A 26,156-nucleotide genomic window follows, 5' to 3' on the forward strand; every position below is an offset into this window, starting at 1 on the left:
GAACGGTGGATTAACGACCCTGCTTGCCTCCACCTTCCTGGGCGGATATTATTATGAGACGGGTCAATCACTCGCCTTGGACACCAGCGGAAATGTATATGTAATGGGATTTACTATGTCACCAGACTTTCCAACCACCCAAGTGGCTTATGATACCTCTTTTAATGGTTATAGGGATTTTTTTATCTCGAAGCTGGACGGTAATCTTTCAGCAGCAACCACTGCCATCGAACTGGCATCTTTCGAGGCAACGGTAGATAAAGGCGCTGCCACCCTATTTTGGGAAACGGCCACGGAGGTTGACAACGCCGGCTTTAACCTGTACCGGGCAAAGTCAGAGGACGGCGATTATGCCAAAATCAATGACACGCTTATTCCAGCCAGGGGTAATGCTGTGTCAGGGGCGAACTATAGTTTCGTTGATACTCCAGGCAAAGGCACCTTCTACTACAAACTGGAGGATGTAGATTACAACGGCGCAAGCGCTATGCATGGCCCTGAAAAGGTGAGGGTGAGGGAGGGGGATAATGCGGCACGCCATTCAAAGAAGGCACGGCGGTAGTGATACCTGAGAGAAGTCAGAGTGAAAAGGTGTAAAAGGGGATAGCATGGCGAGGGGTGCCTGTGCGGCCATACCGCACAGACACCCCTCATAAATTAGTCTTTTCACGACACTAATTCTTTGAAAAATCAGTGCAAACCTGCCTAACCCGACCTTCGCAATCCGAGGGGTAGATAAGCTGCTGAGCCAGTAAATACAAGGGGTCATCTGAAAAGGTCAGCGCTACAGTCTGTTTTGTTCAGCGGCATAAACCCTGGCTGGTGGTTGTCCGGAAAGCCACAATCCCAGGCGAGCTAAAAGGAGAGAAACACCCTTTTCCAATTGGCGCCAGACGGGACGGACAAAAAGCTCTTCCTATTTGTATTGATTTATTTTTGGCTGATGGGGCGTTGCATCTGGCGCATCATGCGTAAGCCGTGATGCCCCTGGCCATAATAATGAGCCAGATGTCGCTGATCCGTGAAGCCAAATTTGTGATAAAGGTTTATGGCTTTCTGGTTCTTCGTATGGACTTCCAGAAAAATCCGTTGGGCGCCACGCACGGCGAGCGAATGAAGAATATGACCGATTAGCCTCTGCCCGATGCGCTTGCCCTGTGCGTCAGGATGCACGGCTATTGCATATAGTCGGCCGGAATAGCGCCCCCGGTGGCGGCGCATCAACCCAGCAGACCACCCCAGTATCCGATCTTTACTCTCTGCAACCACCACAATTGCGCGGGGATTTACGATCAGGCCCCGCAACTGCCGGCGGCCGAACATCTCTTCTGTGCGGGAAAAGCAGGCTATTTCAAGTTCGAGTATTGCCGCAACATCCCGGCCTGTCGCCGGGCGAAGACGAATGACAGAACGGCGATATGAGTTGAGCGTGGACATAATCCTGATCACAGATTCTGCAAACGCCCGGCTTGTCGAAGGCGCCTGATGATGTGTTTATGTCTGAGCGTTGTTATACCTCTTTTGCATTAATCCATTTCATCATCTTTCTCAGTTCCCTGCCGACTTTTTCGATGAGGTGTCCTCTGTCCTTTTTCTCTAAAGCGTTGAAAACAGGTCTCCCGGCCTGGTTTTCTAATATCCACTCTTTGGCAAATTTTCCGCTCTGTATTTCTGACAATATCCGCTTCATTTCCTTTTTTGTTTCTTCCGTTACAATGCGCGGACCTCGGGTCAGGTCTCCGTATTCGGCGGTATTGCTGATCGAATACCGCATATAACTGAGACCGCCCTGATAAAAAAGGTCTACGATCAGTTTCAGTTCGTGCATGCATTCAAAATAGGCGAGTTCAGGTTGGTATCCAGCCTCTACCAGCGTTTCAAACCCGGCCTTGACGAGCGCCGCTGCCCCGCCGCAGAGCACTGCCTGTTCTCCAAAGAGGTCTGTTTCTGTTTCTTCGGCAAAGGTGGTTTCCATCACGCCGGCCCGTGTGCCGCCAATTCCATGCGCATAGGCCATGGCCTTTTCCCTGGCCTTTCCTGTGGCGTCCTGGTGAATAGCCATGAGACAAGGAACGCCGCCGCCCTTTTCAAATTCGCTGCGGACAAGATGTCCTGGTCCTTTGGGCGCCACCATAATAACATCGATGTTATTCGGAGGCACAATTTGTCCGAAATGTATATTGAACCCGTGTGAAAAACACAGTGTTTTTCCTTCTTTCAGATGCGGTTTGATTTGCGCTTCATAGACAGCTCTCTGAGTTTCATCCGGCATGAGTATCTGAATAAAATCTCCTTTTTGCGCCGCTTCATCCACGGAAACTGGTTTGAATCCGTGTTTGGTGGCCAGCTGATAATTTGGTGTGCCGGCTCTTGTAGATACAATCACGTCCATACCCGATTCTTTGAGGTTTTGCGCCTGCGCATGTCCCTGGCTGCCATATCCGATCACGGCAATCTTTTTCCTTTTAGAATATTGACGTCTGCATCTTTTTCATAGTAAATTTTTAGCATGTCCTCTTTCCCTTTTCCCTTTCAAAATTTTTACTTTGCGCCACGACCAATAGCAATACTTCCCGTCCTCACTAATTCTTTGATTCCATAGGGTCTTAACAAATTTACCATCGCTTCGAGTTTATCTTCAACTCCGGCAAGCTCAATGACCAGATCCCGCGGGCTCACGTCAATGATCTTTCCCCTGAAAATTTCCACGATTTCGATGATTTCTCCGCGTTTTCCGGCCGGTACATTGACCTTGAGCAGCATTAAGTCCCGTTCGACAAATTCTTCACCACTGAAGTCGATTACTTTGATTACATCAATAATCTTTCCTAATTGTTTTCTGACCTGCTCCAGGATGGCATCATCGCCCCTGACGACAATGGTCATCCGTGAAAGGGCCGGATTTTCCGTCTCCCCAACAGCGAGGCTGTCGATATTGAATCCTCTTCCGCTGATGAGCCCGGTTATGCGGGCAAGGACGCCGACTTTATTTTCTACAAGGAGGGAAATGACGTGTCGCATAGTTTATTGCACCATCCCTGAAAACCCGAAAAAGGCCAGGGCCATAAGCCCCGTACAAATGAAGGCAATCGGAATGCCGCGTAATGGTTGGGGAATGTTGACCAGCGCCAGACGCTCCCGGATTCCGGACATCAGGAGCATGGCTACGGTAAAACCGATTCCTGCGCCAAATCCCTGGACGGTAGCCTGTAAAAATCCCAGGTGTCTTGGAGAATCGGTCGTGTTTAAAAGCGCTACACCCAATACGGCACAATTGGTCGTGATCAGTGGCAGATAAATGCCCAGACTTTCGTACAGGGTAGGCACCATCTTCCTGAGCATCATTTCGACCAGTTGCACCAATGTTGCAATAACAAGGATATAGCTAATCGTTTTTAGCACTTCGATAAGCCCCAATTCCCGTATGGATGGAAAGACCAATGCAACAATATTTGCGTCACCGGGCAGTAAGATGTAGTTATATACGATCCAGGTAATTGACGAGGAAAGGGTCATGACAAATGTTACCGCCACACCCATGCCTATTGCGGACGATGTCTTTTGGGAAACGCCTAAAAATGGGCAAAGTCCTAAGAATTTGGCCAGGACGAAGTTGTTTACAAAAACGACACTTACAATAATTAATGCAATTTCCTTAATCATGTTTCATATATGCCTTCATAGTTTTCTCACTCTTTCTGATTTTTCTCCAGTTGAAAAAACCCAGCAAGAGCCCCAGTACAATAAACGCCCCCGGAGCCATAATCATTACCGAGGCAGGCTGATACGATTCAGATACTTTCAGACCAAAGATAGTTCCTGCGCCGAGTACTTCCCGTATCACGGAAACAAGACAAAGCGAGAGCGTCCACCCCACCCCTAACCCTGCCCCATCCAGAATGGAAACCAAAGGTTTATTTTTGTAAGCAAATGATTCCGCACGGTACATAATGATACAGTTAACCACTATGAGCGGAATGAATATACCCAGTGACGCATTCAATTCCGGTGGCAGATATCCCTTCATAAGCAACTCCACCATGGTTACAAATGCAGCGATAATAACGATAAAGCACGGAATGCGAATTTCACGTGGAATGAACGACCGCACGACGGAAATGATAAAGTTGGAGCAGATAAGCACAAAGGTAGCTGCACCTCCCATGGCCAACCCGTTTTTTATTGAAGTTGTGACAGCGAGGCTGGGACATAGTCCCAGCACCAGCACAAACATGGGATTATATTGAACGATGCCTTTGGTAAATTCTTTCAGATTGTCTTGTTCTGTCATAACTATCAGGGTGTCATTGTGTAAAAAATTTTTAAAAGGCTAAACGTTTTAAGGGTAAAAGTCAAGGGTAAATTTAACGGAGATACTTATCAATCTCTTTCTTGTCAAAACCGTACAACACCTTATCGCCAGCGACTACGATGGGCAATTTGTCGAGTGATTCAATATCATCAGTTCCCACAATTTTTACTGCTTCCTTTCTTGCATTTTCATCTTTATCAATATCAAAAGAGACATACTCTGCCTTTCGTTTGTTTAAATAGGCTAACAGCTGATTACACTTTGGGCAAAACGGGGTGCAAAACACCTTTAATTTATAAGTAGCCATAATTTTCCCTCACGGATAAGTTGAAGAATTATGTTCTGGAAAAAAGATTCAAGCACAAAAGACAAAAACAGTCAATGGAAAAAACTTCCAGAGTGATGTTCAACGCATGTTATTCTTTTGACTTGATTTTTGCCTTCTGCTAAAATCGCCGAATTATTATGAAATAAGTCTGATTTCAATGACAAGGAGAAAAAAGATGGCGAGACTGGAAAGGGCACTCATCAGTGTCTCTGAGAAAACGGGGATTGTGGAGTTTGCCAGGGAGTTGCAGCATTTAGGGGTGGAGATTATTTCCACAGGCGGCACTTCCAAATTACTCAAAGAGAATGGCATCCGTGTGATTGAAATATCCGAGCATACGGGGTTCCCGGAGATTATGGATGGCCGCGTCAAGACCTTGCATCCTAAGGTGCATGGGGGGCTGTTGGCTCTCAGGGATAACGAAATCCATAAAAAACAGATGAAGGAACTGGGGATTAAACCCATTGATATGGTTGTGGTTAATCTGTATCCCTTTGAAAAGACAATTGCTAAAAAAGGCGTAAGTATGGAAGAGGTAATTGAAAATATCGATATCGGGGGGCCATCGATGATTCGCTCTGCCTCGAAGAATTACAAGCAGGTAATTGTCGTGGTGAACCCCAAACGATATGAATTTATTATCGAGGAGCTTCAGGCCAATCACAACGATATTTCCGAGAAGATGCGTTTTGAACTTGCTATTGAAGCATTCAGGACAACGGGTCGCTACGACAGGATTATTGCCAATTATTTTGATAGCCTGGACAAGGAAAAAGGGGGCTATCCGACCGCTCTTTCCCTGGACTATACGAAGCGGCAGGCATTGCGTTACGGTGAAAACCCGCATCAAACAGCTGCATTTTATGTGGAAGAGAATGTAACGGAGCCTTGTGTATCCAATGCTCAGCAATTGTATGGGAAGGAACTTTCGTATAACAACATTATAGACCTGAATGCTGCCCTGGAATTAGTGAAGGAATTTGAGCGGCCTTCTGCCATTGTGATAAAGCATACAAATCCCTGTGGCGCCGCATCGGCGAATACCCTGGCCGAGGCGTTTAAAAAGGCATACAGCAGCGATCCTGTATCGACATTTGGTTGTATCCTGGGGTTAAATAAGGCCGTGGACGTGGCAACGGCAGATGCCATTACGGAACCGGGTCATTTTGTAGAGGCGATTATCGCTCCGGAGTTTGAACAACAAGCAATAGAGATACTCACCACAAAACGTAAGTGGGGGAGTAGTTTAAGACTGTTAAAGACAGGCGCCTTATCAGCACAATTGATGGATCCCTGTGCCTATGATATGAAGAGGGTCGTAGGCGGAATGCTTTTACAGGGTAGAGATCTATCGGTCTACGACCCTGCAAGCCTTAAGGTTGTTACAAAGAAGAAACCCACAGAAAAAGAGATGTCCGATCTACGGTTTGCCTTTATCGTTTGCAAGCATGTAAAATCAAACAGCATTGTATTGGCTAAAGACGAGGCCGTGGTGGGTGTGGGCGCCGGGCAGATGAGTCGTATCGATTCCACGGAGATTTCCCTAAGGAAGGCCGGTGATAGGGCAAAAGGCGCCGTAATGGCTTCTGATGCCTTTTTCCCGTTCAGGGACAGTGTGGACGTAGCGGCCAGGGCTGGCGTGATTGCCATTATTCAACCCGGTGGTTCTAATAAGGATGACGAATCCATTGCTGCGGCTGACGAACACGGCATTGCTATGGTCTTTACCGGCCAGCGGCATTTTAGACACTGAATCGGAGGGGTACGTTGCAAACGTGTCCCTGTAGGCACATATGACAGGTTCAAAAGAGAGAGTATCAATTGAGGAAATCAGAAAAGGGCTTTCTCCTCTGTTTCATGATGAAGGGTTACGGCTTGTTTTGCTGTTTGGGTCAGCAGTTTCAGGAAAAATACATAAAAAAAGCGACATCGACCTTGCCTTTCTCTTTGACAAGCCGGTTGATATTCTGACGCTTACCAACAGGGTTATCAGGCTTCTCCATACCGATAATGTTGATGTGATTGACCTGAAACGCGCAAGCCCGCTTCTGAAATTCTCTGCTGTAAAAAGTGGCATGCTCCTTTATGAAAGAGAACCAGGCATGTTCAATGAATTTTATTCACTTGCCTTCAGGATGTATGTTGACACCAAAAAATTACGCGATGCACAAGCTAAGGCAATTCAGCTATTTTTAAAAACAAGGGGTCTGGTGTGAGTCCAATAGAAAAAGAGATTATCAGACGCAAACTTCTTATCATAGCAGAAAATCTTAAGGCGCTCGAATCAATAAAGAACATGACCAGGGAGGAATATATCAGCGATATATACAAAAGGAAAGCCGCGGAGAGACTCTTACAAGAATTGATCGAGGCAGCAATTGATATAAATTCCCACCTGATAGTTCAAACAGGTAATGCGACACCCGATGATTATTATGAAAGCTTTATAAAAGTAGGTGAATTGAAAATAATCTCTGCTGATCTTGCAGAGAAGCTTGCCCCATCTGCAGGACTCAGAAACAGGCTTGTACATGAATACGACTTGCTTGATCACTCATTAGTTTTGGAAGCAGTTAAGATGGCAGAGGAACTATATCCTGAATATATAAAAGAGATCGAGACCTTTATCTCAGGAAGAATTTGATTGTCGTGGATGAGAATTTTAATCTTTTAGGTCTAGTCAGACCACCAGGTATGTGGTGGTCTGACTTTATTTAGGAAACTTTATGATAATACTGGAACCGCATAATTTAGAAGAGCCAAAACCATCAAAATGTGCAATGAAATGGGATGCATATACTCAAATTATAAATAATGAATGGTCAAATCTTTTGTCAAGTACTCAAGAGAAAGAGTCAGAATATCAGAGTTTTTTTGAACGTCATCCTTGCATGTTGCCTCGCCCATCTAGTTTACCCGATGCTGGTACTGAACCATGGATACCTGCGCTCATTTCACAGCCCATATTACCATCATACAATTATAGGACACCAGATTTTATGTGGATATCTATAAATAGTGGTGGGTTATACGCAATTTTGATTGAAATTGAGATCCCTACAAAGCCTTGGTGGACAGATAAAGGCTACGCATCCTCAAAATTAACGGAGGCACAGAATCAAATACTCGAATGAAAAGGTTGGTTTGGAGTACCAGCAAATATTATTAATTTTTTGGATTACTATAAAATCCCATCAAGTATATACAGATCACAACCTTTTAAGCAAAGGTATGTTCTTATTTATGGAAGGCGTGAAGAAGCAGTATCCAATGATACTTTAGCTCGCAAAAGAGGACACGTGGAACGTGAACATGAGACTTATATGACATATGATCGCCTTGTTCCTGACTATATGTTAAAAAATGAAATGTGTGTAAAAAGAGAGGATGATGGATACAAAGTTATTTCTGTACCGCCGACATTAGAAATTACGCATCTATCAATGATGCATCCTTCTTTAGCAAAAATCTATAGTTATTTTAGAGATATGAATATCGCTATAAGGAATAATAAGTACTTAAGCAACGAGCAAGAAGAGTTTTTGATTAGACGTTGGCAGTATTGGTACAACTGGGCAAAAGAATTACCACCATAAATATTTTGTGTTACAATGAAGTAGAAGAATTATTGTCTTGGATGACTCTAATGGAGAAGTCGATGGGAATGTGTGGACTCTATTGAGGAGATGCTGAAACAAGTTCAGCACGACGAGTATTGGTTGAAAAGCAGACAAACTTTTGCCATTTCAGTATATTATTATCCGTGTTCATCTGTGAATTCTGTGTCCTGTTAATCAATGGTATAAATCATGAGAGTGAAAATTTGTGGGATTACCAATAATGAAGATGCGCAGGCTGCGGTTGAGTTGGGGGCAGATGCCCTGGGGTTTGTCTTTACAAAGAGCTCTCGTCAGGTAACGAAGGAGCAGGCAAGGGGTATCATTGAGAATCTGCCCCCTTTCGTTTCTCCTGTGGGGGTTTTTGTTGATGAACGGGTAGATACAATAAAAGAAACCTGCGATTTTTGCAGTATATGTACGGTTCAGCTTCACGGTAATGAAGATCCTTTGTATTTACAAGACTTGAGGAGATATAAAATTATAAAGGCCTTTCGAATCAGGGAAGAAGACGACCTGAAGCCCCTGGTAAATTACAAGCCCCATGCCTTTCTATTGGATAGTTATGTAAAGGGCGCTATGGGGGGGACGGGAGTGGCTTTCAATTGGGAGATTGCAAGTCAGGCGCATAAATATGGCGCCATTATTTTGTCAGGGGGATTGACCCCTGAAAATGTCAAAGAAGCCATCCGTATCGTGAATCCTTACGCAGTGGACGTCTCTTCTGGAGTAGAATCTGCACTAGGGAAGAAAGATAAGGCGTTAATGAAACGGTTTATCATGAATGCAAAATTCAGAGAAGATTAGAATTACCTTAGGTGGTTGGAGACAGGAGTCAGAAGACAGAATGAAAAGACCGGTGGCGAAAAGTTTTCAGGATTTAATTGTTTGGCAAAAAGCTCACCAATTTGTCTTGTCTGCTTATCGACAAAGTGAAAATTTTTCTAAAAAAGAGATGTATGGATTAACTTCCCAGTTCAGGCGAGCGGCTATTTCTATTCCAGCTAACATAGCCGAAGATTTCAGGAAAAAAAGCAAACCAGATAAGTTTCGTTTTATGAATATAGCTCAAGGCACTCTATTGAAGAGTGCCGTTATTATTTGATTCTTGCCAAAGACCTGGGGTATATTGATACGAAAATATTAATATCTCAATTGGAAGAAGTAAGCAAACTCTTAGATTCATATTCAAATGCTATTCTGACTTCTGGCTCCTGACTTCTTGTTGTTGAACGTGTTAATCTTTGAAAGATTACGGTTTTTTTAATCACGTTAATTGTGCAGAAACATGCAAAAAGACATCCTCAGATCAATTCCATCTGTCAATGAACTCCTTGAGTCACCGGAGATATCGAAATTAACTGGTATTTATCCAAGGCAACTGGTGGTTGATGCAATACGTGCGGTTTTAGAAGACATCCGGCAATCCCTGACTAATGAAAAAGGCATGTCCCGATTCGATAGCAATCAAAAATCCCTCCCTTGTGAAGGGGGGGTAAAAAAAATCGTGGAAGCACAAGCAATTGATTTGTCTCCACAAAAACTTTACCACCGCGTCCAACAATCCCTCCAGCAAAAATTCTGTGGCATTGAGCATGCCATTAATGCAACGGGTATCATACTTCACACAGGGCTTGGCAGGACACCCCTCACGGATGAGGCTGCAAATCAAATACAAAACATCTTAAAAAGTTTCTGTACCTTAGAAATTGAAAAGCTTACCGGCAGGAGGGGAATTCGGTATCATCATATTGAGCAACTCGTCTCTATGATTACAGGAGCCGAGTCGGCGCTGGTTGTCAATAACAATGCAGCAGCCGTTTTACTTGCCCTGGATACCCTGGCCAGGGGGAAGGAGGTCATCATTTCCCGTTCCCAGCTTGTTGAGATTGGGGGATCATTCCGCATGCCCGATGTGATGTCTAAAGGCGGTGCAATATTGGTCGAGGTGGGGACAACCAACAAGACGTACCTTGACGACTATCGCAATGCCATCACGGAGCATACGGGGCTTATTCTGAAAGTACATCAAAGCAACTTCAAGATCGTTGGTTTTACTGAAACGGTCGTTTTGAAAGACCTCGTTTCTCTGGGAAAAGAACGTAATATTCCCGTGATGTATGACCTTGGAAGCGGTGCGTTGATTGACCTGGAAAAATTTGGATTGCCCCATGAGCCGACCGTGCAGGAAAGCATAAAGGCGGGGGTGGATATCGTGACGTTCAGTACCGATAAGCTCATGGGTGGACCACAAGGCGGCATTATTGCTGGCAAAAAGAAATGGGTCGACCTCTTGAAAAAGAATCCACTGACTCGTGCACTCCGTGTGGGGAAATTGACCATCGCTGCGCTAGAGGCAACGTTGAAGCTTTATTTGGAAGAAGACCTTGCCATAAAGAAAATCCCCGCCCTTACCATGATTTTTGCTCCACTTGAGGCAATAGAGGAAAGGTGCAAAAGATTAATAAGCAATGTAACTCCTGAAACGAAGGCTTTCATGAGTATTTCCACGGTAGACGGCCTTTCAGAGATGGGTGGTGGCTCATTGCCGGGAGAAGGAATTCCTACAAAACTCATTTCTCTTTATTCAGAGAAAATACCTGCCGAAGAACTAGCCGCGCGATTGCGGGGCAATACTCCCCCGATCTTTGCGAGGATTGAACAGGGTCGTGTTCTTCTGGATATGCGTACGGTGTATGATGATGAAGTTGATACGATTGTTGCGGCATTAGAAAAGATTTTTTCACAAGGTAAAGTGAATTAGAAGAAGTAATCACACAAAGGCAGGAAGTCACAAAGAATAATGAATAATGAATGAGAATGAAATTGGGAAAAGTATAGTTGATGCTGCGTTGCAGTGCATAGGGAACTTGGACCAGGACTGCTTGAAAGTGTTTACGAAGTCATCCTCGCTTACGAGCTTAAGAAACGTGGATTATCAGTCAACCGCCAAGTATCCATACCGATAGAATATCATGGGATAAAATTTGATGAAGGATTTCGGGCAGATATTCTCGTTGAGAACAGGGTGATAATTGAGTTGAAATCCGTGGAATCCGTTAATAAAGCTCACAAGAAACAGGTTTTAACTTACTTGCGTTTGACAGGGTATAAGCTTGGATATTTGCTGAATTTTGGGGAAGCCTTAATGAAAGATGGGATATCAAGAATAATCAATGGTGATATACAATAAATCTTTGTGTCCCGGAGGCTTTGTGTGAGAAAACAGCGAAGGTTTCCCATCCAACTCGTTCGGCAAAATAATTAGTGCAGTTTCCAATGGTACGAGGGGAAATATGGGTTATTACGATAATCCTACCGGAATATCAGTTTTTCTCAAATGTTATGATTACGCCAGACATTGACGAAAAATATATAGCTCTTGCTTTGGAATTGGCAGAGAAAGGGCGGGGAAAAGTTGAACCGAATCCTATGGTGGGCGCTGTATTGGTAAAAAATGGTGAGATCGTTGGAAAGGGTTATCACCAGGTCTTTGGAGGTCCACACGCCGAGGTCCACGCAATCAACGAGGGGGGGATTAACTGCAAGGGGGCAACGCTCTATGTCTCTATGGAGCCCTGTGCACATTATGGTAAGACAGCGCCTTGTGTTAATGCCATCATTGATGCAGGGATTACTAAGGTGGTAACAACGGTTATTGACCCTAATCCCATTACCTCCGGGAGGGGGATGCAAAAACTGAAGGATGCAGGAATTGAAGTTCATCTGGGTGTTATGGAATCGCAGGCCAAAAGACTCAATGCCCCTTTTTTCAAATTAATGCAGAAAGGATTACCGTATGTGATCGTAAAGTGGGCAATGTCGCTCGACGGTAAGATTGCCACCCACACAGGAGACTCCAGGTGGATTACGTCCGAGGAATCACGTGCGTATGTGCATAAAATCCGTGGGCAGGTGGATGGTATATTGGTAGGAATCAATACCGTATTGAGGGACGATCCATTATTGACCTGTCGTCTTGAAGGGGGGCGAAGCCCGAAACGAATTATTATCGATAGCAATGCCTTGCTACCGATAGACTCTCGCCTTTTAAACACGATCAATGAAAGTGAAATAATTGTTGCGCTCAATAAAGGCGCACAGCAAGAACGTGTTGCAAAGCTGGAACAATTGGGATGTAAAATCATTCAAACGAAGGATACGAATGGTTTTGTGGATTTACACGACCTCTTCCATCGGCTTGGGGGCATGAAATTGACCAACATCTTAGTGGAGGGAGGTAGCCGGATTATTACCTCAATGATTGAAGAGCGTCATGTCGATAAAGTGATGGTTTTTATTGCCCCGATTATTATAGGCGGTGAGGGTGCAAAATCGCCCATACTTGGGAAAGGGGTTGGTAAGATAAGCGCGGCTGCAAAATTTCATGAAATTTCGGTAAAAAGGTTTTCACATGATATAGTTATTGAAGGTATTCCGAAATATTGATCAGTTGCCTCAATCCAGCGGCACCGGAAGGAAAGAATCATTGAATCAGCTGATGCAATGGCATTCCAGATTATTAGCTTTGAAGTCAATAACTTTTTTACCGCTGGATTAGGGATTACAACTTTGATTCACTATTTGAAAAATACCTGGAAAGTAACATCGGGGAATAAATAGGGGTGTATGTAATCAATATTTACATGGTATCGAGATCACCATCCTCATCGTCCAGCGCTTTTTCAATTTCGAATTCAATCTCTCTTCTCGGATCGAGTACCAGTTTCTTGTATCTTTCTTTAATAAAAGCCAAACGTTCAGTATTTTTTCGTTGGTTATCGACTGAATAATTTACATCTAAAATCACTTTTTTCTCCTTTTTGCAATTTCAAAATTATTAAATTACCATTGAATTTCTAAAATCTCAGAAATTATATATTCAACTCGATCAATGTCAAGCCAAAACTGGATAAATTTTCATGGTTAATTAATTGACTTTTAAAATCATAAGGCTGGAGTATAAAAGCCCCATTCTGAATATTTTTTGCCTTGCATTTCAAAATCCATTTCTTTACTATAATTCGACTAAAAAGCGGGAGATGAATATGTAAAATTTATTTTTTAAAAAACTCCCCGGAGGAGGGATTTAAAATGCAATTCAAGGATAAGATAGCAATTGTCACTGGGGGTACACGGGGTATAGGCAGAGCAATTGTGCTGGAACTCGCGAAAAACGGTTGCAATGTTGCCTTCAATTATAGTAAGAGCGCAGATGTGGCGAATGCGCTGGTGAAAGAGATTGAGTCTATGGGTGCGAAGGCCATTTCCTTCCAAGTAAATGCAGCCAGTTTTGAAGGTGCGAAGAATATGGTGAAAGAGGTTAAAGATACGTTTGGGAAGATTGATTTTCTGGTGAATAATGCCGGTATTACCCGTGATAAACTCCTTGCCCTCATGGGCGAAGGTGATTGGGATGAGGTCATTAATACGAATCTCAAGAGTGTTTATAACTTTTCCAAGGCGGTTATTGCGCAGATGATCAAGCAAAAGTCCGGTAGCATTCTGAATATAACGTCTGTGAGTGGTCTGATGGGAATGGCAGGGCAGGTAAATTATTCCTCTTCCAAGGCTGGCATGGTCGGTTTTACCAAGGCACTGGCTAAAGAGGTAGGAAAGGCCAATATTACCGTGAATGCCATCGCCTGCGGTTTTATTGAAACGGACATGACGACCGTACTGCCCCAGGAATATAGGGACAAGATGATTGAAATGATCCCGGTAAGGAGATTCGGTAAACCAGAGGAAATTGCAAAGGTAGCTGCATTTCTGTTGTCAGATGATGCCAGATATATTACGGGACATGTGATTAGCGTGGATGGTGGGTTGGCAATTTAAGAAAAATGAAAGGTAATGAATATGTTATTCCTCTTAAAGGTAGAGATAAAACAGATGCCTCAGATGCCGGTAAAGGACTTTCTGGGATATGTGATAAAGGAGTGGGAATACTTTTCACGTTTCCAACGGCGGGGAAAGATTCTGGCCGGGGGCAAACTGGCAGGCAGGCGGGGGGCTGCGGCTATTATTGACGCCGAGTCCAACGAAGAAATGGAAGAAATCGTCGCAAAACTCCCCCTCTTCCCGTTTTTTACGGACATAGAGATTACTCCACTGGTACCCATGGAAAAGGCCCTGCTGGACACCAAGAGGATTCATTCCCTTATGCAATAGACACAGAAGCTGACGCGGTAGGCAGTCGCTTACAGCAATTAGATCGTGTTGGCTGAAACCGGATATGCTTTTGCATATTGTTGGTTATACCAAGTAGGGCAGGGTATTGCCCGCCATAATCAATACCATGTTTCAAAAGCGGCAGACACCCGAATGTTTGGCGCAGAATGTCGTACATGCACCACCACCAATTGCTCAATTTTTGGTAGACGGCGTCTACCCTACCTTGCGATAAGCCCCCTCTGGCTAATTATGTCTGCCTTTTTCTTTCCTCATAAGTTTTCTCATCTTATTCTCCAGAAGCTTCACAGTAATCTCAATCGGCGTATCCGGTGCGGAATATTTCATAGCATTATCAATGAGATTTACAAATACTCGCATCACGAGGGTAAAATCCAGAAAAATCTCTGGTAAATCCCGGGGAATGCGAATATGAATCTCTCTTTTTTCAAGCTTATCCTTCAGCAGGTACAGGGAAGCGCCAATTACGTCTTTTAATTTGCAGGGGTTGGTTTTCATTTTTAAAGCGCCCGTCTCGACCCGCGTCATGTCAAGAAGATTGTCAACAAGCTGATTCATGTGGCCGGACTCATCGTAAGCCGTTTCCAAAAACCCATGCAGCGATGGTATTTTCATGTTCGTCAATGGGAAAACCAGGGTCAAAACTGCCTGGTGTAATCCCGTGGTCTGCCGCCAAAAAACCGCAACGCGGCAATCAAATATTTCCCCCACATTCATTCGAATGCTGCGGAGCACAGCCTCTAAAGAATCAGATGCGGCCAAATCTTTGCTCAAACGGAATAGTATAGCTGTCTGCTCTTCCCTTCCCCGTGCATCCATGGCCTGCTGCCTGGTTTTAGACGCAAGGGCGCTGACTACTAATCCCAAAGTAGTGATCGCAACAAGGACAATGCTCACGAAATACGGAACAATTTTCTTTTGTTTGGCTTTTTACTTTTTCATGATAAATTTCTGCCCTCTCAATCCATTTTGTAAGAACTTATATCAAGAAGAGGACAGGAATATATGAAAACGGGAAACCTTAATTCTTCATTTTTATGATTATTATGATTGATATAGCTGATGCAGTCTTATTTTGTTTCTGAAGCTCTAATATCTCAACAAATGTGAAAATGGCTTGTGATAATTAAGAGGTAGTAAAAAGTGGTGGTGGAGAATTATAGCATAATTTATATAAAAGAAGGAAAAGATATTGTTTATCCGTGCCAGACTAATACTTCGACACGTTTATCTCTTCCATCTTTCCGGTAACCATAAAGACAATCCTTTCGGCGATATTGGTGACCCTGTCCGCAATGCGTTCCAGGTTATGGGAAACCCAGGTGAGATAGGTTGCCATGTGGATTATCCCCGGGTTCTCCATCATCAGCACCAGGAGTTCCCGGTAAATCTGGTCATGAAGGGCATCGACTTGATCATCCTCATTACAGATACGCCTTGCCATTTCTATATCCCTATCAATAAATGCCTTGAGACATTTATCAAGCATGGATAATCCTATATCGGCCATCATGGGAATATCTATCAGGGGTTTTACCAGTGGTTCATTGCCCATCAAAATGTTTATCTTGGCAATCCCCTCTGCGTGGTCGCCCATGCGTTCGAGATCCGTCACAATGCTTAATATGGATGTCAACGTCCTCAGATCAACGGCCATCGGCTGTTGTGTAGCGATGAGGGCGATACACTGTTCTTCAATATCAAACCGTTTTTTATTGATCAGGAGGTCGTTCTTTACGATCTCCCTGGATGTGCCGATATCCTTTTTTTGCAATGCCTCCACAGATTTCCTTATGGCATTTGACACCATTTCCCCCATTAGCAAAACTTCATCCTGAAGCTTTTTTAAGGCATTATGATAAGCCTCGCGTGTCATGGTTTCTCCTCATTTATATTTTGAAACAGGGCACAGATTTTCACAGATAACTACAAATTCGTTATAGTTTACTATCCTGATAACCTGTGTTCATCCGTGTCCGACAGGAAACTTCCCGCAACAGATTTATCCAAACCTTCCCGTAATATAGTCCTCCGTCTGTTTTTCCCGTGGGTTCGTAAATATCCCGGTGGTAACGTTAAACTCAACAAGCTCACCAAGCATAAAGAAGCCTGTGTAGTCTGATATCCTGGCTGCCTGCTGCATATTGTGAGTGACAATGATAACGGTATAATCCTTTTTCAGTTCTTCGAGCATATCCTCTATCTTGGCTGTGGCAATGGGATCAAGGGCAGAGCAGGGTTCGTCAAGCAGGATAATCTCGGGTTCCATGGCTATTGCCCTGGCAATACAAATTCGCTGTTGCTGGCCGCCGGAAAGGTCAAGGGCATTGGTATGAAGCCTGTCTTTTACTTCTTCCCAGAGGGCTGCCTTTTTCAGCGCCTTTTCACAAATTTCATCCAGCACACCTCTCTTCCTGATACCCACAATTCTCGGACCGTATATTACATTTTCATAAATGGATTTTGGAAAGGGATTAGGCTTTTGGAAGACCATGCCAACCTTTCTTCTCAGTTCTGTAACGTCAACTGCAGGGCCATAAATCTCCCTGCCGTCTATTTTGATACTCCCTTCAATTGTCACGCTCTCTATGAGGTCGTTCAGACGGTTCAAGCACCGGATCAATGTGGATTTTCCACACCCGGAGGGGCCAATGAAAGAAGTAATTTTCTTCTTCGAGATATCCAGCGTGATCCCTTTCAACGCTTTAACCTTGCCATAGTAAAGGAACAGGTCTCTAATATTAACGATTGGTTCCGAAACCTCTATTTTCTCATCGTCCATAATAGTTCACCACTGATATTCACAAAATTACCTGCGCTACGTAGCAGCAACGAAAAGGGATAACCGGCACCGTATAACAAATGCTGTCGCCAATTTCAGTTTTCAACGCCACTCCGTATATTTTTGTGGTAAATCGTTATTCTTCTACATCGCCCCTGTGCTGTACCATTTTTTCAACTTATTTCTCACCACAATGGCCGTAAGGTTTAATACAAGCACCGTAAAGAGCAAAACAAGGGTTGTGGTATAGACCATAGGAATGGCTGCTTCCACATTGGGTGATTGAAATCCAACATCGTAGATATGAAACCCCAGGTGCATAAATTTTCTCTCCAAATGGATATAGGGAAAGTAACTGTCAATTGGCAGGGAGGGCGCTAGCTTCACAACACCGGTGATCATCAGGGGTGCAACCTCTCCGGCAGCCCTTGCCATAGCCAGAATAGTACCGGTAAGTATGCCGGGGGTTGCCTGAGGGATCACCACTTTCCACAGAGTTTCAACCTTGGTAGCGCCAAGCGCATACGAGCCCTCTCGTACGGACATGGGTACAGCAGAAAGACCCTCCTCCGTTGCTACCACAACCACCGGCACCGTCAGGAGCGACAGGGTAAGTGACGCCCACAGAATGCCACCTGTTCCAAAGGTAGGAGTTGGCAGGGCCTCCGGGAAAAACAATCTGTCTATACCTCCTCCGATAAAATAAATGAAAAATCCGAGACCAAAAACACCGAAGACGATAGAAGGCACACCCGCCAGATTACTCACTGATATCCTGACAAGCCTGGCAACAAAATTGTCGCTGGCATATTCTTTGAGATATACCGCCGTCAATACACCGAGTGGGACAACTGCAATACTCATGATCAGCACCATCATAACCGTCCCAAAAATAGCGGGAAACACTCCTCCCTCCGTATTCGCCTCCCTCGGTACACCCCAGATAAACTCCCAGAATTTCGTGATATAAAAACCCATTTTGGCAAGAATTCCCATCTCATTCGGGGCATAAACACGGATAATCTGAAAAACAGGCAAAATCTTCTCCTTGCCGTCCGCAAGGAGCACAACAACCTCTTTTTCCTCTGTCTTCGTATAAAGTCCGGCAAGCGCATCTTCTTTTTCCCGATATGTTTTTTCCAGATTGTCCATCCTGACCTTTACAGCCGCGATCCTTTTTTGAATTTTTTCTGATGGCTGTAACGTCATCAGACGCTTCAATTCAAGACGGGATTTTTCCATCCGGTAATTTATATTACCAATTTCTTTTTTCTCTACATACTGTATCCTTTTGTAAAGGGCCTGGCTCTCTTTGAGCAAGGGAACCATGCCTTCTAACCCCAGGGGTTTAATACCATCATTTTGTCTTAGGCCTTTTAAAAAACCATACATATTGCCCCACTCACGTCTTTCAAAGGCTAAAACAGTTGCCGGATAATCCTGAGATATGACATCCGCATTGTCTATCCATCTGAAGTCCAACCCATAGACGTCCCTGTTGCCAACTTTCAGTTTTGTCCGGCAAGCGTTTTTTTGGTGGGGGATGGACTCTTTTTTTGCAATTTCTCCCAAAGTTACCGTACCGTCCCGGAGGGTAAACTGAACTATCTTGCGAGGCCAGAATATGCCGAACCCATTTACCATAATGAGTACAATTAATCCAGATATCATCAAGAGACAGACTGTCAGCGTTCCAGCCGTCAACCATATAGAAGGATTGCCGGTTCTAAAAATTTTTTTCATAGCTTGCTATACCTTAGTCTCATTCTTTGTCTTACCATTTCTGCAAGGGTATTTACAATAAAGGTGGTTACAAAAAGGAGTAATGCAGCAAGAAACAGCACCCGGTAAAGCGTTCCACCAAACGGAGCCTCCGGTATCTCAACCGCTATGTTCGCGGAAAGCGCCCTGAAGCCATTAAACAAATTCCAGTCCATGATGGGTGTGTTACCGGTTGCCATAAGCATGATCATCGTCTCGCCCACTGCCCTTCCGAAGCCAATCATGATAGCTGAAAAAATCCCCGGGCTTGCAGTGGGTAAAATTACCCTGACAGCCGTCTGCCACGGGGTTGCACCAAGCGCCAGCGAGGCCGACCGGAGGCTATTGGGAACATTGCTCATGGCATCTTCCGATATGGTAAAAATAAGGGGTATCACAGCAAATCCCATAGCTATACCCACAACAACTGCATTCCTCTGGTCATACCCTAATCCAAGAGTATTGGAAAACCATTCCCTGTAATCGCCTCCCAAAAAAACGGATTCAAAGACGCCTCCATGCCGGAGAGACACATATACCGCCCCAACAATAAAAGGTATTAAAACGAGCGCCTCTGTTCCATGTCTGTACCAACCTTTTCCAAAGACTGGCAGAATTTTCCAGATAAAAAGGGCTACAACAATGGAAAGGGTAATGAAAAACGGCATGATGATTATGGCGGGAAATATTCTCTCCATTAATGGCGCAAGCCAGAGTCCGGCAAGAAAACCAAGGATGACGCTGGGAAGCGCCGCCATGATTTCAATAATTGGCTTTATTATTTTCAAGGAATTATGGAGAAACTGGGATGTATACAGCGCTGCAAAGATGCCAATAGGCACTGCGATAATCAGGGCATATACCGTACCTTTGATAGTGCCAAAGATCAATGGCACAAGGCTCAGCTTTGGCTCAAAATCATCTGTGCCACCCGTGGACTGCCAGATAAACTCCGGTTTTTCATATCCCTCATACCATACCGGCCCAAACAGGGTTTTCAGGGTAATTTCCGGGTGTGGGTTTGAAATCATCCACCGGAAAAGATGGTTATTTGAATCGGCCACCAGGATACCATTGGCCTTTGGTGAAAAGGAAAGCGTTGCAGGAATAGATTTTGTCTTAAGATGTAAGAGTGTCTGTTCAGATGTTGCATGATTCAGATGGACTATTCCATCTGCTGCCGCTGTCACAAAACCCTTATCCCTCATGGATTGGGCAATTGCCAGAACCGGGGCATTGTGAGACGTAAGGGTATGCACCTTTTTCAGCGTCCAGCCTGAAGGTGACACCTCGTCCCTTACCTGCATCCAGACATTCACACCTCCCCCGTGGTCACCAACGACGAGCGAAACGTCTCCTAATAAAAAACCCAATGCGGTAATTGCATGGTCAGACACCTTTACCTTTTCTGCAAGATAGGGACTGCCTCTGTCCCTTACGTTTATGTGGAACAACTCACCAGAAGATGTTCCCACGTAAAGGTTTTCCATAAAAAGGTCAAGCGCCAGGGAAGTTATCCCGGTACTGTTTCTCTGTTCTGTCAAATGTACCGAGTTATGCGGTACAGGCATTGTGCCACGCACAGGTTTTCCCCCCTCCTCTTTATCGCCTCCTTGCAAAGGAGGAGAAACAGAGGAGGCAATTTGGTTTAAGCCACCCTGCGCAACGAGATCAGTAATATCTTTTTTGATCTCCTTTCTCTCTCTCTCACCAAAAAGCGTCCTTTCGACTGCTGATGATATGAGCACTAATTTCCCATCTTCAGTGTGGACTGCCGTCACTGTTGCGCTTTCATCTCTCCTGGAAGTAACAGAATTGAGCCCTTTTCCTTCATTGTTAACTATCACAGTTTCTGCTTCTGATACCTCAGGGTGAACAATCCTTTTGCCTTTATCAAACGATTCAGAAAAGTTGACTAATACCGTTAAAATTCTCCCATCGCTTGTTCCCAGGGCAAGACGATCGCGATCCTTACTAACGGATGTTATGGAATTACCCTGCATATTGGTTTTGTGGGAAAAATTCGTTGCATCCTGGTGTGTTGGAGAAGAACCGCTAAGACCTGCTATAGTATATTTTTTAAAGACCTCTCCGTCTAAAAGAGAGATAAACGCGATATTGCCATCGTTATACACGGCAAAGGCAACCTCCTGGTGATCATCCACTCCTATGGAAACCGCCTTGCCATGTAAGGTATAGGTATTTTCTTTTGTTATCTTAGCACCCTGTAAAAGCGGATAAACCTCTAAAAAACAAAGAAAAATAGGGCAAGAACAACAAAGACAGTCGTCGCTCCCCCGAGTGTAATTACCCAGTGGGCGGCCTTGTCCGTAAGCCTTCTTCTTTTTAAAGTTTTCATTCTGTGTTTATTCTGATTTCTTCAGTTCCTCTTCAACGACTGATGCCGGTAAGGGCAAAAACCCATCTTTTACAGCCACTTCCTGACCTTCTTTACTCAAGATATATTTTACAAACTCCCTAACCAAAGGGTCGAGTGGCTGACCCGGTTTTTTATTAATATATATATAAAGAAACCTTGCCAGCGGATAAGAACCATTCATAACATTTTTTATTTCAGCTTCTTTATAAGGTTCTCCCTCTTTCAATGAAAGGGGTACTGCAATAACACCGGAGGTTTTATAACCAATACCGCTGTACCCTATGGCATATCGATCCGCAGCTACGCCCTGTATAACGGAAGCAGAACCTGGTTGCTCTTTTACCGTATCTTTGAAGTCTCCTTTATAAAGGGCATGTTCCTTGAAATAACCATAAGTACCTGAGGCAGAATTACGGCCATAGAGACTTATCGGACGGGTTGACCATTCTCCCGTTAAGCCAAGCTGTCCCCAGGTCTTAATGTCTTCTTTATATTTTCCTTTCCGGGTTTTTGAAAAAATGGCGTCTATTTGAGGTATACAGAGACCCTTGAGAGGATTATCCTTATTTACATACACTGCCAGGGCATCCAGCGCTGTCCTTATTGCTGTGGGTTTATAGCCATATTTCTTTTCAAAGGCATCAATTTCTGTCGGCTTCATTGCCCGGCTCATTGGTCCCATCTGTGCCGTTCCGGAGATTAAGGCCGGCGGTGCAGTTGTAGAACCTTTTCCCTCTATCTGAACCTTTACGTTTGGGTACACCTTGTTAAAACCCTCTGCCCAATAGGTCATGAGGTTATTCATGGTGTCAGAGCCTATGCTATTGAGATTTCCAGAAACTCCCCCAACTTTGGCATATGACTTAACATCCGGGCCAACAGAAATAGTTTCACCAGCTACAGCAGCAGCCAGACCCAGATTAAAAATTGATATCAAAAGCCATGATTTTTTCACCATAAAATTCCCTCCTTAAATAGGTGTTCTCGAACAATATCTTAATCAAATTTATTGCAGAAGTCGATTCATTTTTCAGAATGTCATCTGCGAAACAGCATATGGTATGTGAGCAGCAACCATGGTAAAAAATAAATCCAAAATCCTTCTGCTAAATTTTCTCATACTTTTTATTACCTCCTTTAAAATATAATCTGATACTGCAGCCTGACCCTATTTTCGTTTTTGTCCTGATTGTCACCCATTTCTGTCTCAAAGTGTCCATAATCTGCCTGTATCTTGGACCGGTGCCCGCGGAAGTAATAGTTTATACCTCCCGTATATTCCCGCGCAATGTTATCATTGATATCTTCATCGGCGTCAAGCATGGAATAACGGGCTGCAATCTCAAGTCTTTTGGGTATTACAAAATACCCAGCCTGGCTAAAAAATCCATTCGAATCTACTGTTTCACCGCCGGATTCCGGATCATCACTCCTTGCAAAAATCTCATTGTGCCATGAAATGCCTCGGTATTTCATGCTCAGTTCAACAACACCCAATATGCCATCGGAATCCACAAGCTTTTCGTCTTTCGTCTTTGGATTAACCACAACGGAGGCTGCAACTGATGCCTTGAATGTTTCCGTAAACTTCAAATCTGACTCATCAACGGCATCATACTTCCCAAAGGGGTTATATCTCACGTTGAATACGTACATGAGTTCGTTATCCAGATTGTCTTCCGTGCCCCTATCGTCGTCATCCTCACCTGCCCCCTGAAACATTGCGGCGTGGTACTCAAGGTGTCCGTCAAAGGGCTTTCCGTAAATATCAAATCCATAATCACGGTCCTGATCAAATTGTTCACTGGCAATTGACCTGTCTTGGAGGAGGAGTTTTGCAGAGGTTGTCATCCTTTGCTGGTTAAACGGCACTTTAAAGTATCCAAGCTTTGCATTCAATTCATTCATGGGAGTCCAGTATACGTAAAAATCCCTTACACCGACATCAAAGCTATCTCCATCCAGTTCGATATAATAATGCGTCATTTTGCTGTATATGTTTCCTCCAAAACAAAGCCTTGCCCTGCGGACATCCATATTATTGGTGTCACGTTTACCGAAATCTCCGTCATTGTCCTTAAACGTATACCGGAATTGCATTCTGAAGCCTATACCCAGCGAATAATTATCATCAGCCGATTTGAAACCTATGGAAAGCTTTTCTTCATCAGGTGTATAGAGGGTTGCCATTGCAGGCAGACCAAGTCCCATTTTCTTTCGAGCCTCATCTGTGGCAAGATAGTCTTCTACTGCTTTTTTAACCTCTTCCTTCGCAACGGGAGCAGATTCTATACGGTTATTTGTGGCAAGAAAGTCTTTAATTTCATGTTGAATCTCTGCTTTGGTGATAGGGGCAGGCTCGGCGCTGAGCGTCTCTATCCGGCTTCTCAACACCTGTATCTGTTCCTGCTGCTTCTGCATGAGTTCCTCCATTTGTTTCAGTTGCCATTTCAAATCTTCCATTTCGCTCCCAGATACTTCCTCAGGCTGCACAGTCTCCTGAGCAAAGACACTGTTCAGCATACCACCTACATATGCGCTACAAAGCACCATTGTCGAAAATAAAACATATTTACACCATTTACTCTTCATTTTTAACCCTCCTTTTCTACAAAGTAACCTTTCAAATAAACACACACAACTTTTCTAGAGATATCCCCTTTCATGAATGCAACAATTACCGCTAATACGGTAATGAGAAAGTCAATCTTTTTTACCATATATGAAGCTATAATAAACTTTGAATGTTAAGAACGTGTTAAGGTATTGTTAATTTCTCGTTAAATTTATTGCACAGGCGGGTATGGCTTAAACTTGAGACGGCGTTAATTCTTTGTTAAATGTAAAATAGTTATGGATTGAAACAGTCCTTTGTCACTCTTAAAACCAATGCGTGATGGAAATTGCTGAATTTCTTTTCTTCAATTTTTTTCCTTGACTTTCACAATCTAAATGTTTATCTTTCTCCTACAATTTTATATATACTGAAGCAATGCAATTTTTAAATCTCGATAAAGGCAAACCATAAGCAATTGTGGGACGCAAAGTAAAGGGTCTTTTTTAGCATACAGGGAAGTATGGTGGGACGATAGGGAAAAGTCCTTTTTTTAATGTTGTAGGGAAATAGGCATAATAAGACAGCCTTACTGCCGAAAATGTTTTGATGAACATTTTTCCAGTAAGGCTTTTTTGTTTTGTACCGCATCCCTTTAGGGTGCGCATTTGATGGAATGCCACACCTTATGCACGTTTATTGGTAACCGCAATGTACGCAGGCTAAAGCCGTGCGGCTACAAGGAGATTTGCTGATGTGAAACCCGTGATTACATGGGAACTGGCAATTCGTATCTAGGAGCACATGTTTTAGAAAAAGGAAAGGAGGAGAGTATATGTCACGAAATTATATAAAGAATATTGTGTGTGGAAAGTATTGGTTGATAGGGTTACTGTGGATTCTCAGTATAGGGATGTGTGTCGGTGGGTCAGCAGCAGGGCATGAGGGATTGAGCCTTGAGGCGAGGATAGCATGCCAGAGGGCGCTGGAAGAGGTGTACTGGAAACATACGATATGGCCTGAGGCAAATACATCCCCAAAACCTCAGTTGAGTGAGGTCATGTCTGAAGAGGAACTGAGAAAGAAGGTTACGGAGACGCTAAGAATGTCAAAGGCGTTGGAAGAGGTATGGCACCATCCGATAATAGGAAACGATCTCCAGGCGGAGATGGAACGTATGGCAGAGACAACGAAAGATGCTGAGACGCTGCATGAACTCTGGTCAGCGCTGGGGAATGACCCGCAGTTGATAGCAGAGGTCTTGGCCAGGCAGACGTTAGTGGAGAGGCTCATACACGACTGGTATGCTTTTGATGAACGGTTTCACGGGAGATTGAAGAAGCAAGCGATGAGGAAGGTGGAATCGCTTCTCAGTATAAAAGACATGAAGGACGTGAAAGGCGCATACCATGAGATGGAATGGCGGAAAGGGAGAAATAGTGAGGATTCAGCAAAGGATTATATGAGTGGAGACGCCCTGGAATTCTCTGAAGACGAGTGGCAGGATGCGATAGGAAGGTTATCAGAAATATTTGGACAAAAGGAAGGGCAGATACCTTTGGGGCAGGTAAGCGCTTTACAGGAGGATGCGGAGCGGTTTTATGTGGTGGAAGTATTACAGAAAGAAACAGAACAAGTAAAGGTAGCCGTGGTGGAGTGGAGGAAGGTGGATTTTGACAAGTGGTGGTCACGGGTGAATGAGCGGTTTGCGCCAGAGACAGAAGATGGGGCATTTAACTATCGTTTACCTGAAATTGCAGCAGCCCCCCTACCCTATGCCCCTAACGCCTGGTCTCCAACGTCCGCTAGTCAAGTCCCATCCCGAAGCGGGCACACGGCGGTGTGGACGGGCACATATATGATTGTATGGGGGGGATACGGTGGCACTACGTATGGTTATCAAAGCAACGGAGGCCGGTACAATCCATCCACCAATAGCTGGCAACAAATGAGCTTAGCGAATGCACCGAGTGGCCGTACGGGACATAGTGCAGTATGGACGGGTACTGAGATGATCATATGGGGAGGGAATGATAGCGCCGATAATCTCAACACCGGTGGACGCTACAACCTATCAGCAAATACGTGGACACCCACAGCCACGACAGGAGCCCCCAGCGGCCGACGCTATCACACGGCAGTGTGGACGGGTACCCAGATGATCGTGTGGGGGGTGGAATGGCAGTTATCTGAACACCGGCGGACGATACAGCCCATCGGCAAATACCTG

The 26,156-nt window shown here is 44.2% G+C and carries 25 protein-coding genes, 3 pseudogenes and 1 riboswitch; of the genes and pseudogenes, 14 read left to right on the forward strand and 14 right to left on the reverse strand.

Going from position 1 to position 26,156, the window contains the following annotated elements; translation table 11 throughout:
• A partial coding sequence (locus BROSI_RS18585) for an SBBP repeat-containing protein (RefSeq protein ID WP_200891827.1) occupies positions 1-562 on the forward strand: 562 nt, incomplete at its 5' end.
• A gap of 368 nt (positions 563-930) precedes the next feature.
• Here BROSI_RS18585 and BROSI_RS18590 read toward each other — a convergent pair.
• The 6 genes and pseudogenes from BROSI_RS18590 to BROSI_RS18615 form a co-directional block, all read right to left on the reverse strand.
• Entirely contained in the window at positions 931-1,437 is a 507-nt protein-coding gene (locus BROSI_RS18590) for a GNAT family N-acetyltransferase (RefSeq protein ID WP_052565963.1), read from the reverse strand.
• 73 nt (positions 1,438-1,510) lie between these two features.
• Positions 1,511-2,511 (reverse strand): annotated as a pseudogene (gene ilvC / locus BROSI_RS18595) (ketol-acid reductoisomerase).
• 30 nt (positions 2,512-2,541) lie between these two features.
• Positions 2,542-3,021, reverse strand: a complete 480-nt coding sequence (gene ilvN, locus BROSI_RS18600; protein ID WP_052565966.1) for an acetolactate synthase small subunit — start codon at positions 3,019-3,021, stop codon at positions 2,542-2,544.
• 3 nt (positions 3,022-3,024) lie between these two features.
• Positions 3,025-3,660 (reverse strand): electron transport complex protein RnfA, encoded by a 636-nt coding sequence (locus tag BROSI_RS18605; RefSeq protein WP_052566015.1) that lies wholly within the window; start codon positions 3,658-3,660, stop codon positions 3,025-3,027.
• Positions 3,656-4,291 (reverse strand): electron transport complex subunit RsxE, encoded by a 636-nt coding sequence (gene rsxE, locus BROSI_RS18610; RefSeq protein ID WP_052565969.1) that lies wholly within the window; start codon positions 4,289-4,291, stop codon positions 3,656-3,658. The genes BROSI_RS18605 and rsxE overlap by 5 nt, the downstream gene beginning before the upstream one ends.
• 73 nt (positions 4,292-4,364) lie before the next feature.
• Positions 4,365-4,619 carry a glutaredoxin family protein gene (locus tag BROSI_RS18615; RefSeq protein ID WP_052565971.1) on the reverse strand — a complete coding sequence of 85 codons (255 nt, stop codon included), beginning with the start codon at positions 4,617-4,619 and terminating at the stop codon, positions 4,365-4,367.
• 196 nt (positions 4,620-4,815) lie between these two features.
• Between BROSI_RS18615 and purH the strand changes: the two genes are divergently transcribed.
• From purH to ribD, 10 genes and pseudogenes are all read left to right on the forward strand, one after another.
• Positions 4,816-6,393: a bifunctional phosphoribosylaminoimidazolecarboxamide formyltransferase/IMP cyclohydrolase gene (purH, locus tag BROSI_RS18620; RefSeq protein WP_052565973.1), complete on the forward strand. Its 1,578-nt coding sequence runs from the start codon at positions 4,816-4,818 to the stop codon at positions 6,391-6,393.
• A 40-nt stretch (positions 6,394-6,433) separates the two neighbouring features.
• On the forward strand, positions 6,434-6,856 hold the full coding sequence (gene mntA, locus BROSI_RS18625; RefSeq protein WP_052565975.1) for a type VII toxin-antitoxin system MntA family adenylyltransferase antitoxin: 423 nt from the start codon (positions 6,434-6,436) through the stop codon (positions 6,854-6,856).
• A complete protein-coding gene (hepT, locus tag BROSI_RS18630) occupies positions 6,853-7,284 on the forward strand; it encodes a type VII toxin-antitoxin system HepT family RNase toxin (RefSeq protein ID WP_052565979.1) in 432 nt (143 codons plus the stop codon). The genes mntA and hepT overlap by 4 nt, the downstream gene beginning before the upstream one ends.
• Positions 7,285-7,366: 82 nt before the next feature.
• Positions 7,367-7,774 (forward strand): Shedu anti-phage system protein SduA domain-containing protein, encoded by a 408-nt coding sequence (locus BROSI_RS18635; RefSeq protein ID WP_052565983.1) that lies wholly within the window; start codon positions 7,367-7,369, stop codon positions 7,772-7,774.
• A 39-nt stretch (positions 7,775-7,813) separates the two neighbouring features.
• Positions 7,814-8,236: a hypothetical protein gene (locus BROSI_RS18640; RefSeq protein WP_157842641.1), complete on the forward strand. Its 423-nt coding sequence runs from the start codon at positions 7,814-7,816 to the stop codon at positions 8,234-8,236.
• Positions 8,237-8,446: 210 nt separating this feature from the next.
• Complete coding sequence (locus BROSI_RS18645; protein ID WP_052565989.1) at positions 8,447-9,064, forward strand: phosphoribosylanthranilate isomerase; 618 nt, start codon at positions 8,447-8,449, stop codon at positions 9,062-9,064.
• 40 nt (positions 9,065-9,104) lie between these two features.
• A pseudogene (locus BROSI_RS18650) lies at positions 9,105-9,475 on the forward strand (four helix bundle protein).
• A gap of 70 nt (positions 9,476-9,545) precedes the next feature.
• Positions 9,546-11,021 (forward strand): L-seryl-tRNA(Sec) selenium transferase, encoded by a 1,476-nt coding sequence (gene selA / locus BROSI_RS18655; RefSeq protein WP_052565993.1) that lies wholly within the window; start codon positions 9,546-9,548, stop codon positions 11,019-11,021.
• 46 nt (positions 11,022-11,067) lie between these two features.
• Positions 11,068-11,450 (forward strand): annotated as a pseudogene (locus BROSI_RS18660) (GxxExxY protein).
• Between the two features lie 86 nt (positions 11,451-11,536).
• The gene (gene ribD / locus BROSI_RS18665) at positions 11,537-12,706 is read left to right on the forward strand and encodes a bifunctional diaminohydroxyphosphoribosylaminopyrimidine deaminase/5-amino-6-(5-phosphoribosylamino)uracil reductase RibD (RefSeq protein ID WP_230400745.1); all 1,170 of its coding nucleotides are present in this window, start codon (positions 11,537-11,539) and stop codon (positions 12,704-12,706) included.
• A gap of 193 nt (positions 12,707-12,899) precedes the next feature.
• Here the strand turns inward: ribD and BROSI_RS20140 are convergent, their stop codons facing one another.
• Complete coding sequence (locus BROSI_RS20140) at positions 12,900-13,067, reverse strand: hypothetical protein (RefSeq protein ID WP_157842642.1); 168 nt, start codon at positions 13,065-13,067, stop codon at positions 12,900-12,902.
• Between the two features lie 284 nt (positions 13,068-13,351).
• Between BROSI_RS20140 and fabG the strand changes: the two genes are divergently transcribed.
• Both fabG and BROSI_RS18675 read left to right on the forward strand, forming a co-directional pair.
• Positions 13,352-14,095, forward strand: a complete 744-nt coding sequence (gene fabG / locus BROSI_RS18670) for a 3-oxoacyl-[acyl-carrier-protein] reductase (protein WP_052565996.1) — start codon at positions 13,352-13,354, stop codon at positions 14,093-14,095.
• Between the two features lie 15 nt (positions 14,096-14,110).
• A complete protein-coding gene (locus tag BROSI_RS18675; RefSeq protein WP_082059420.1) occupies positions 14,111-14,428 on the forward strand; it encodes a muconolactone Delta-isomerase in 318 nt (105 codons plus the stop codon).
• 246 nt (positions 14,429-14,674) lie between these two features.
• Here BROSI_RS18675 and BROSI_RS18680 read toward each other — a convergent pair whose 3' ends face one another.
• From BROSI_RS18680 to BROSI_RS18710, 7 genes are all read right to left on the reverse strand, one after another.
• On the reverse strand, positions 14,675-15,346 hold the full coding sequence (locus BROSI_RS18680; protein WP_052566003.1) for a sensor histidine kinase: 672 nt from the start codon (positions 15,344-15,346) through the stop codon (positions 14,675-14,677).
• A gap of 313 nt (positions 15,347-15,659) precedes the next feature.
• Positions 15,660-16,325 carry a phosphate signaling complex protein PhoU gene (gene phoU, locus BROSI_RS18685; protein WP_052566005.1) on the reverse strand — a complete coding sequence of 222 codons (666 nt, stop codon included), beginning with the start codon at positions 16,323-16,325 and terminating at the stop codon, positions 15,660-15,662.
• A 126-nt stretch (positions 16,326-16,451) separates the two neighbouring features.
• Positions 16,452-17,231 carry a phosphate ABC transporter ATP-binding protein PstB gene (gene pstB, locus BROSI_RS18690; protein WP_052566007.1) on the reverse strand — a complete coding sequence of 260 codons (780 nt, stop codon included), beginning with the start codon at positions 17,229-17,231 and terminating at the stop codon, positions 16,452-16,454.
• A gap of 144 nt (positions 17,232-17,375) precedes the next feature.
• Positions 17,376-18,974, reverse strand: a complete 1,599-nt coding sequence (pstA, locus tag BROSI_RS18695) for a phosphate ABC transporter permease PstA (RefSeq protein ID WP_052566009.1) — start codon at positions 18,972-18,974, stop codon at positions 17,376-17,378.
• Positions 18,971-21,157: an ABC transporter permease subunit gene (locus BROSI_RS18700; RefSeq protein ID WP_052566010.1), complete on the reverse strand. Its 2,187-nt coding sequence runs from the start codon at positions 21,155-21,157 to the stop codon at positions 18,971-18,973. The genes pstA and BROSI_RS18700 overlap by 4 nt, the downstream gene beginning before the upstream one ends.
• A 201-nt stretch (positions 21,158-21,358) precedes the next feature.
• On the reverse strand, positions 21,359-22,330 hold the full coding sequence (locus BROSI_RS18705) for a PstS family phosphate ABC transporter substrate-binding protein (RefSeq protein ID WP_052566011.1): 972 nt from the start codon (positions 22,328-22,330) through the stop codon (positions 21,359-21,361).
• 179 nt (positions 22,331-22,509) lie between these two features.
• Positions 22,510-23,964: a porin gene (locus BROSI_RS18710; protein WP_052566013.1), complete on the reverse strand. Its 1,455-nt coding sequence runs from the start codon at positions 23,962-23,964 to the stop codon at positions 22,510-22,512.
• 414 nt (positions 23,965-24,378) lie between these two features.
• Positions 24,379-24,526: riboswitch (cyclic di-GMP riboswitch) on the forward strand.
• 235 nt (positions 24,527-24,761) lie between these two features.
• Here BROSI_RS18710 and BROSI_RS18715 point away from each other — a divergent pair.
• A partial coding sequence (locus BROSI_RS18715) for a Kelch repeat-containing protein (RefSeq protein ID WP_200891830.1) occupies positions 24,762-26,156 on the forward strand: 1,395 nt, incomplete at its 3' end.

Origin of the sequence: Candidatus Brocadia sinica JPN1, from assembly GCF_000949635.1 — a bacterium.
Lineage (GTDB): Bacteria > Planctomycetota > Brocadiia > Brocadiales > Brocadiaceae > Brocadia > Brocadia sinica.

Bases quoted from the DNA above. Each gene is read 5' to 3' on its own strand.
- BROSI_RS18590 (WP_052565963.1), bottom strand. From the start codon at position 1,437: ATGTCCACGCTCAACTCATATCGCCGTTCTGTCATTCGTCTTCGCCCG.
- ilvN (WP_052565966.1), bottom strand. From the start codon at position 3,021: ATGCGACACGTCATTTCCCTCCTTGTAGAAAATAAAGTCGGCGTCCTT.
- rsxE (WP_052565969.1), bottom strand. From the start codon at position 4,291: ATGACAGAACAAGACAATCTGAAAGAATTTACCAAAGGCATCGTTCAA.
- BROSI_RS18615 (WP_052565971.1), bottom strand. From the start codon at position 4,619: ATGGCTACTTATAAATTAAAGGTGTTTTGCACCCCGTTTTGCCCAAAG.
- purH (WP_052565973.1), top strand. From the start codon at position 4,816: ATGGCGAGACTGGAAAGGGCACTCATCAGTGTCTCTGAGAAAACGGGG.
- mntA (WP_052565975.1), top strand. From the start codon at position 6,434: ATGACAGGTTCAAAAGAGAGAGTATCAATTGAGGAAATCAGAAAAGGG.
- BROSI_RS18635 (WP_052565983.1), top strand. From the start codon at position 7,367: ATGATAATACTGGAACCGCATAATTTAGAAGAGCCAAAACCATCAAAA.
- selA (WP_052565993.1), top strand. From the start codon at position 9,546: ATGCAAAAAGACATCCTCAGATCAATTCCATCTGTCAATGAACTCCTT.
- ribD (WP_230400745.1), top strand. From the start codon at position 11,537: ATGGTACGAGGGGAAATATGGGTTATTACGATAATCCTACCGGAATAT.
- fabG (WP_052565996.1), top strand. From the start codon at position 13,352: ATGCAATTCAAGGATAAGATAGCAATTGTCACTGGGGGTACACGGGGT.
- BROSI_RS18675 (WP_082059420.1), top strand. From the start codon at position 14,111: ATGAATATGTTATTCCTCTTAAAGGTAGAGATAAAACAGATGCCTCAG.
- phoU (WP_052566005.1), bottom strand. From the start codon at position 16,325: ATGACACGCGAGGCTTATCATAATGCCTTAAAAAAGCTTCAGGATGAA.
- pstB (WP_052566007.1), bottom strand. From the start codon at position 17,231: ATGGACGATGAGAAAATAGAGGTTTCGGAACCAATCGTTAATATTAGA.
- pstA (WP_052566009.1), bottom strand. From the start codon at position 18,974: ATGAAAAAAATTTTTAGAACCGGCAATCCTTCTATATGGTTGACGGCT.
- BROSI_RS18705 (WP_052566011.1), bottom strand. From the start codon at position 22,330: ATGGTGAAAAAATCATGGCTTTTGATATCAATTTTTAATCTGGGTCTG.
- BROSI_RS18710 (WP_052566013.1), bottom strand. From the start codon at position 23,964: ATGAAGAGTAAATGGTGTAAATATGTTTTATTTTCGACAATGGTGCTT.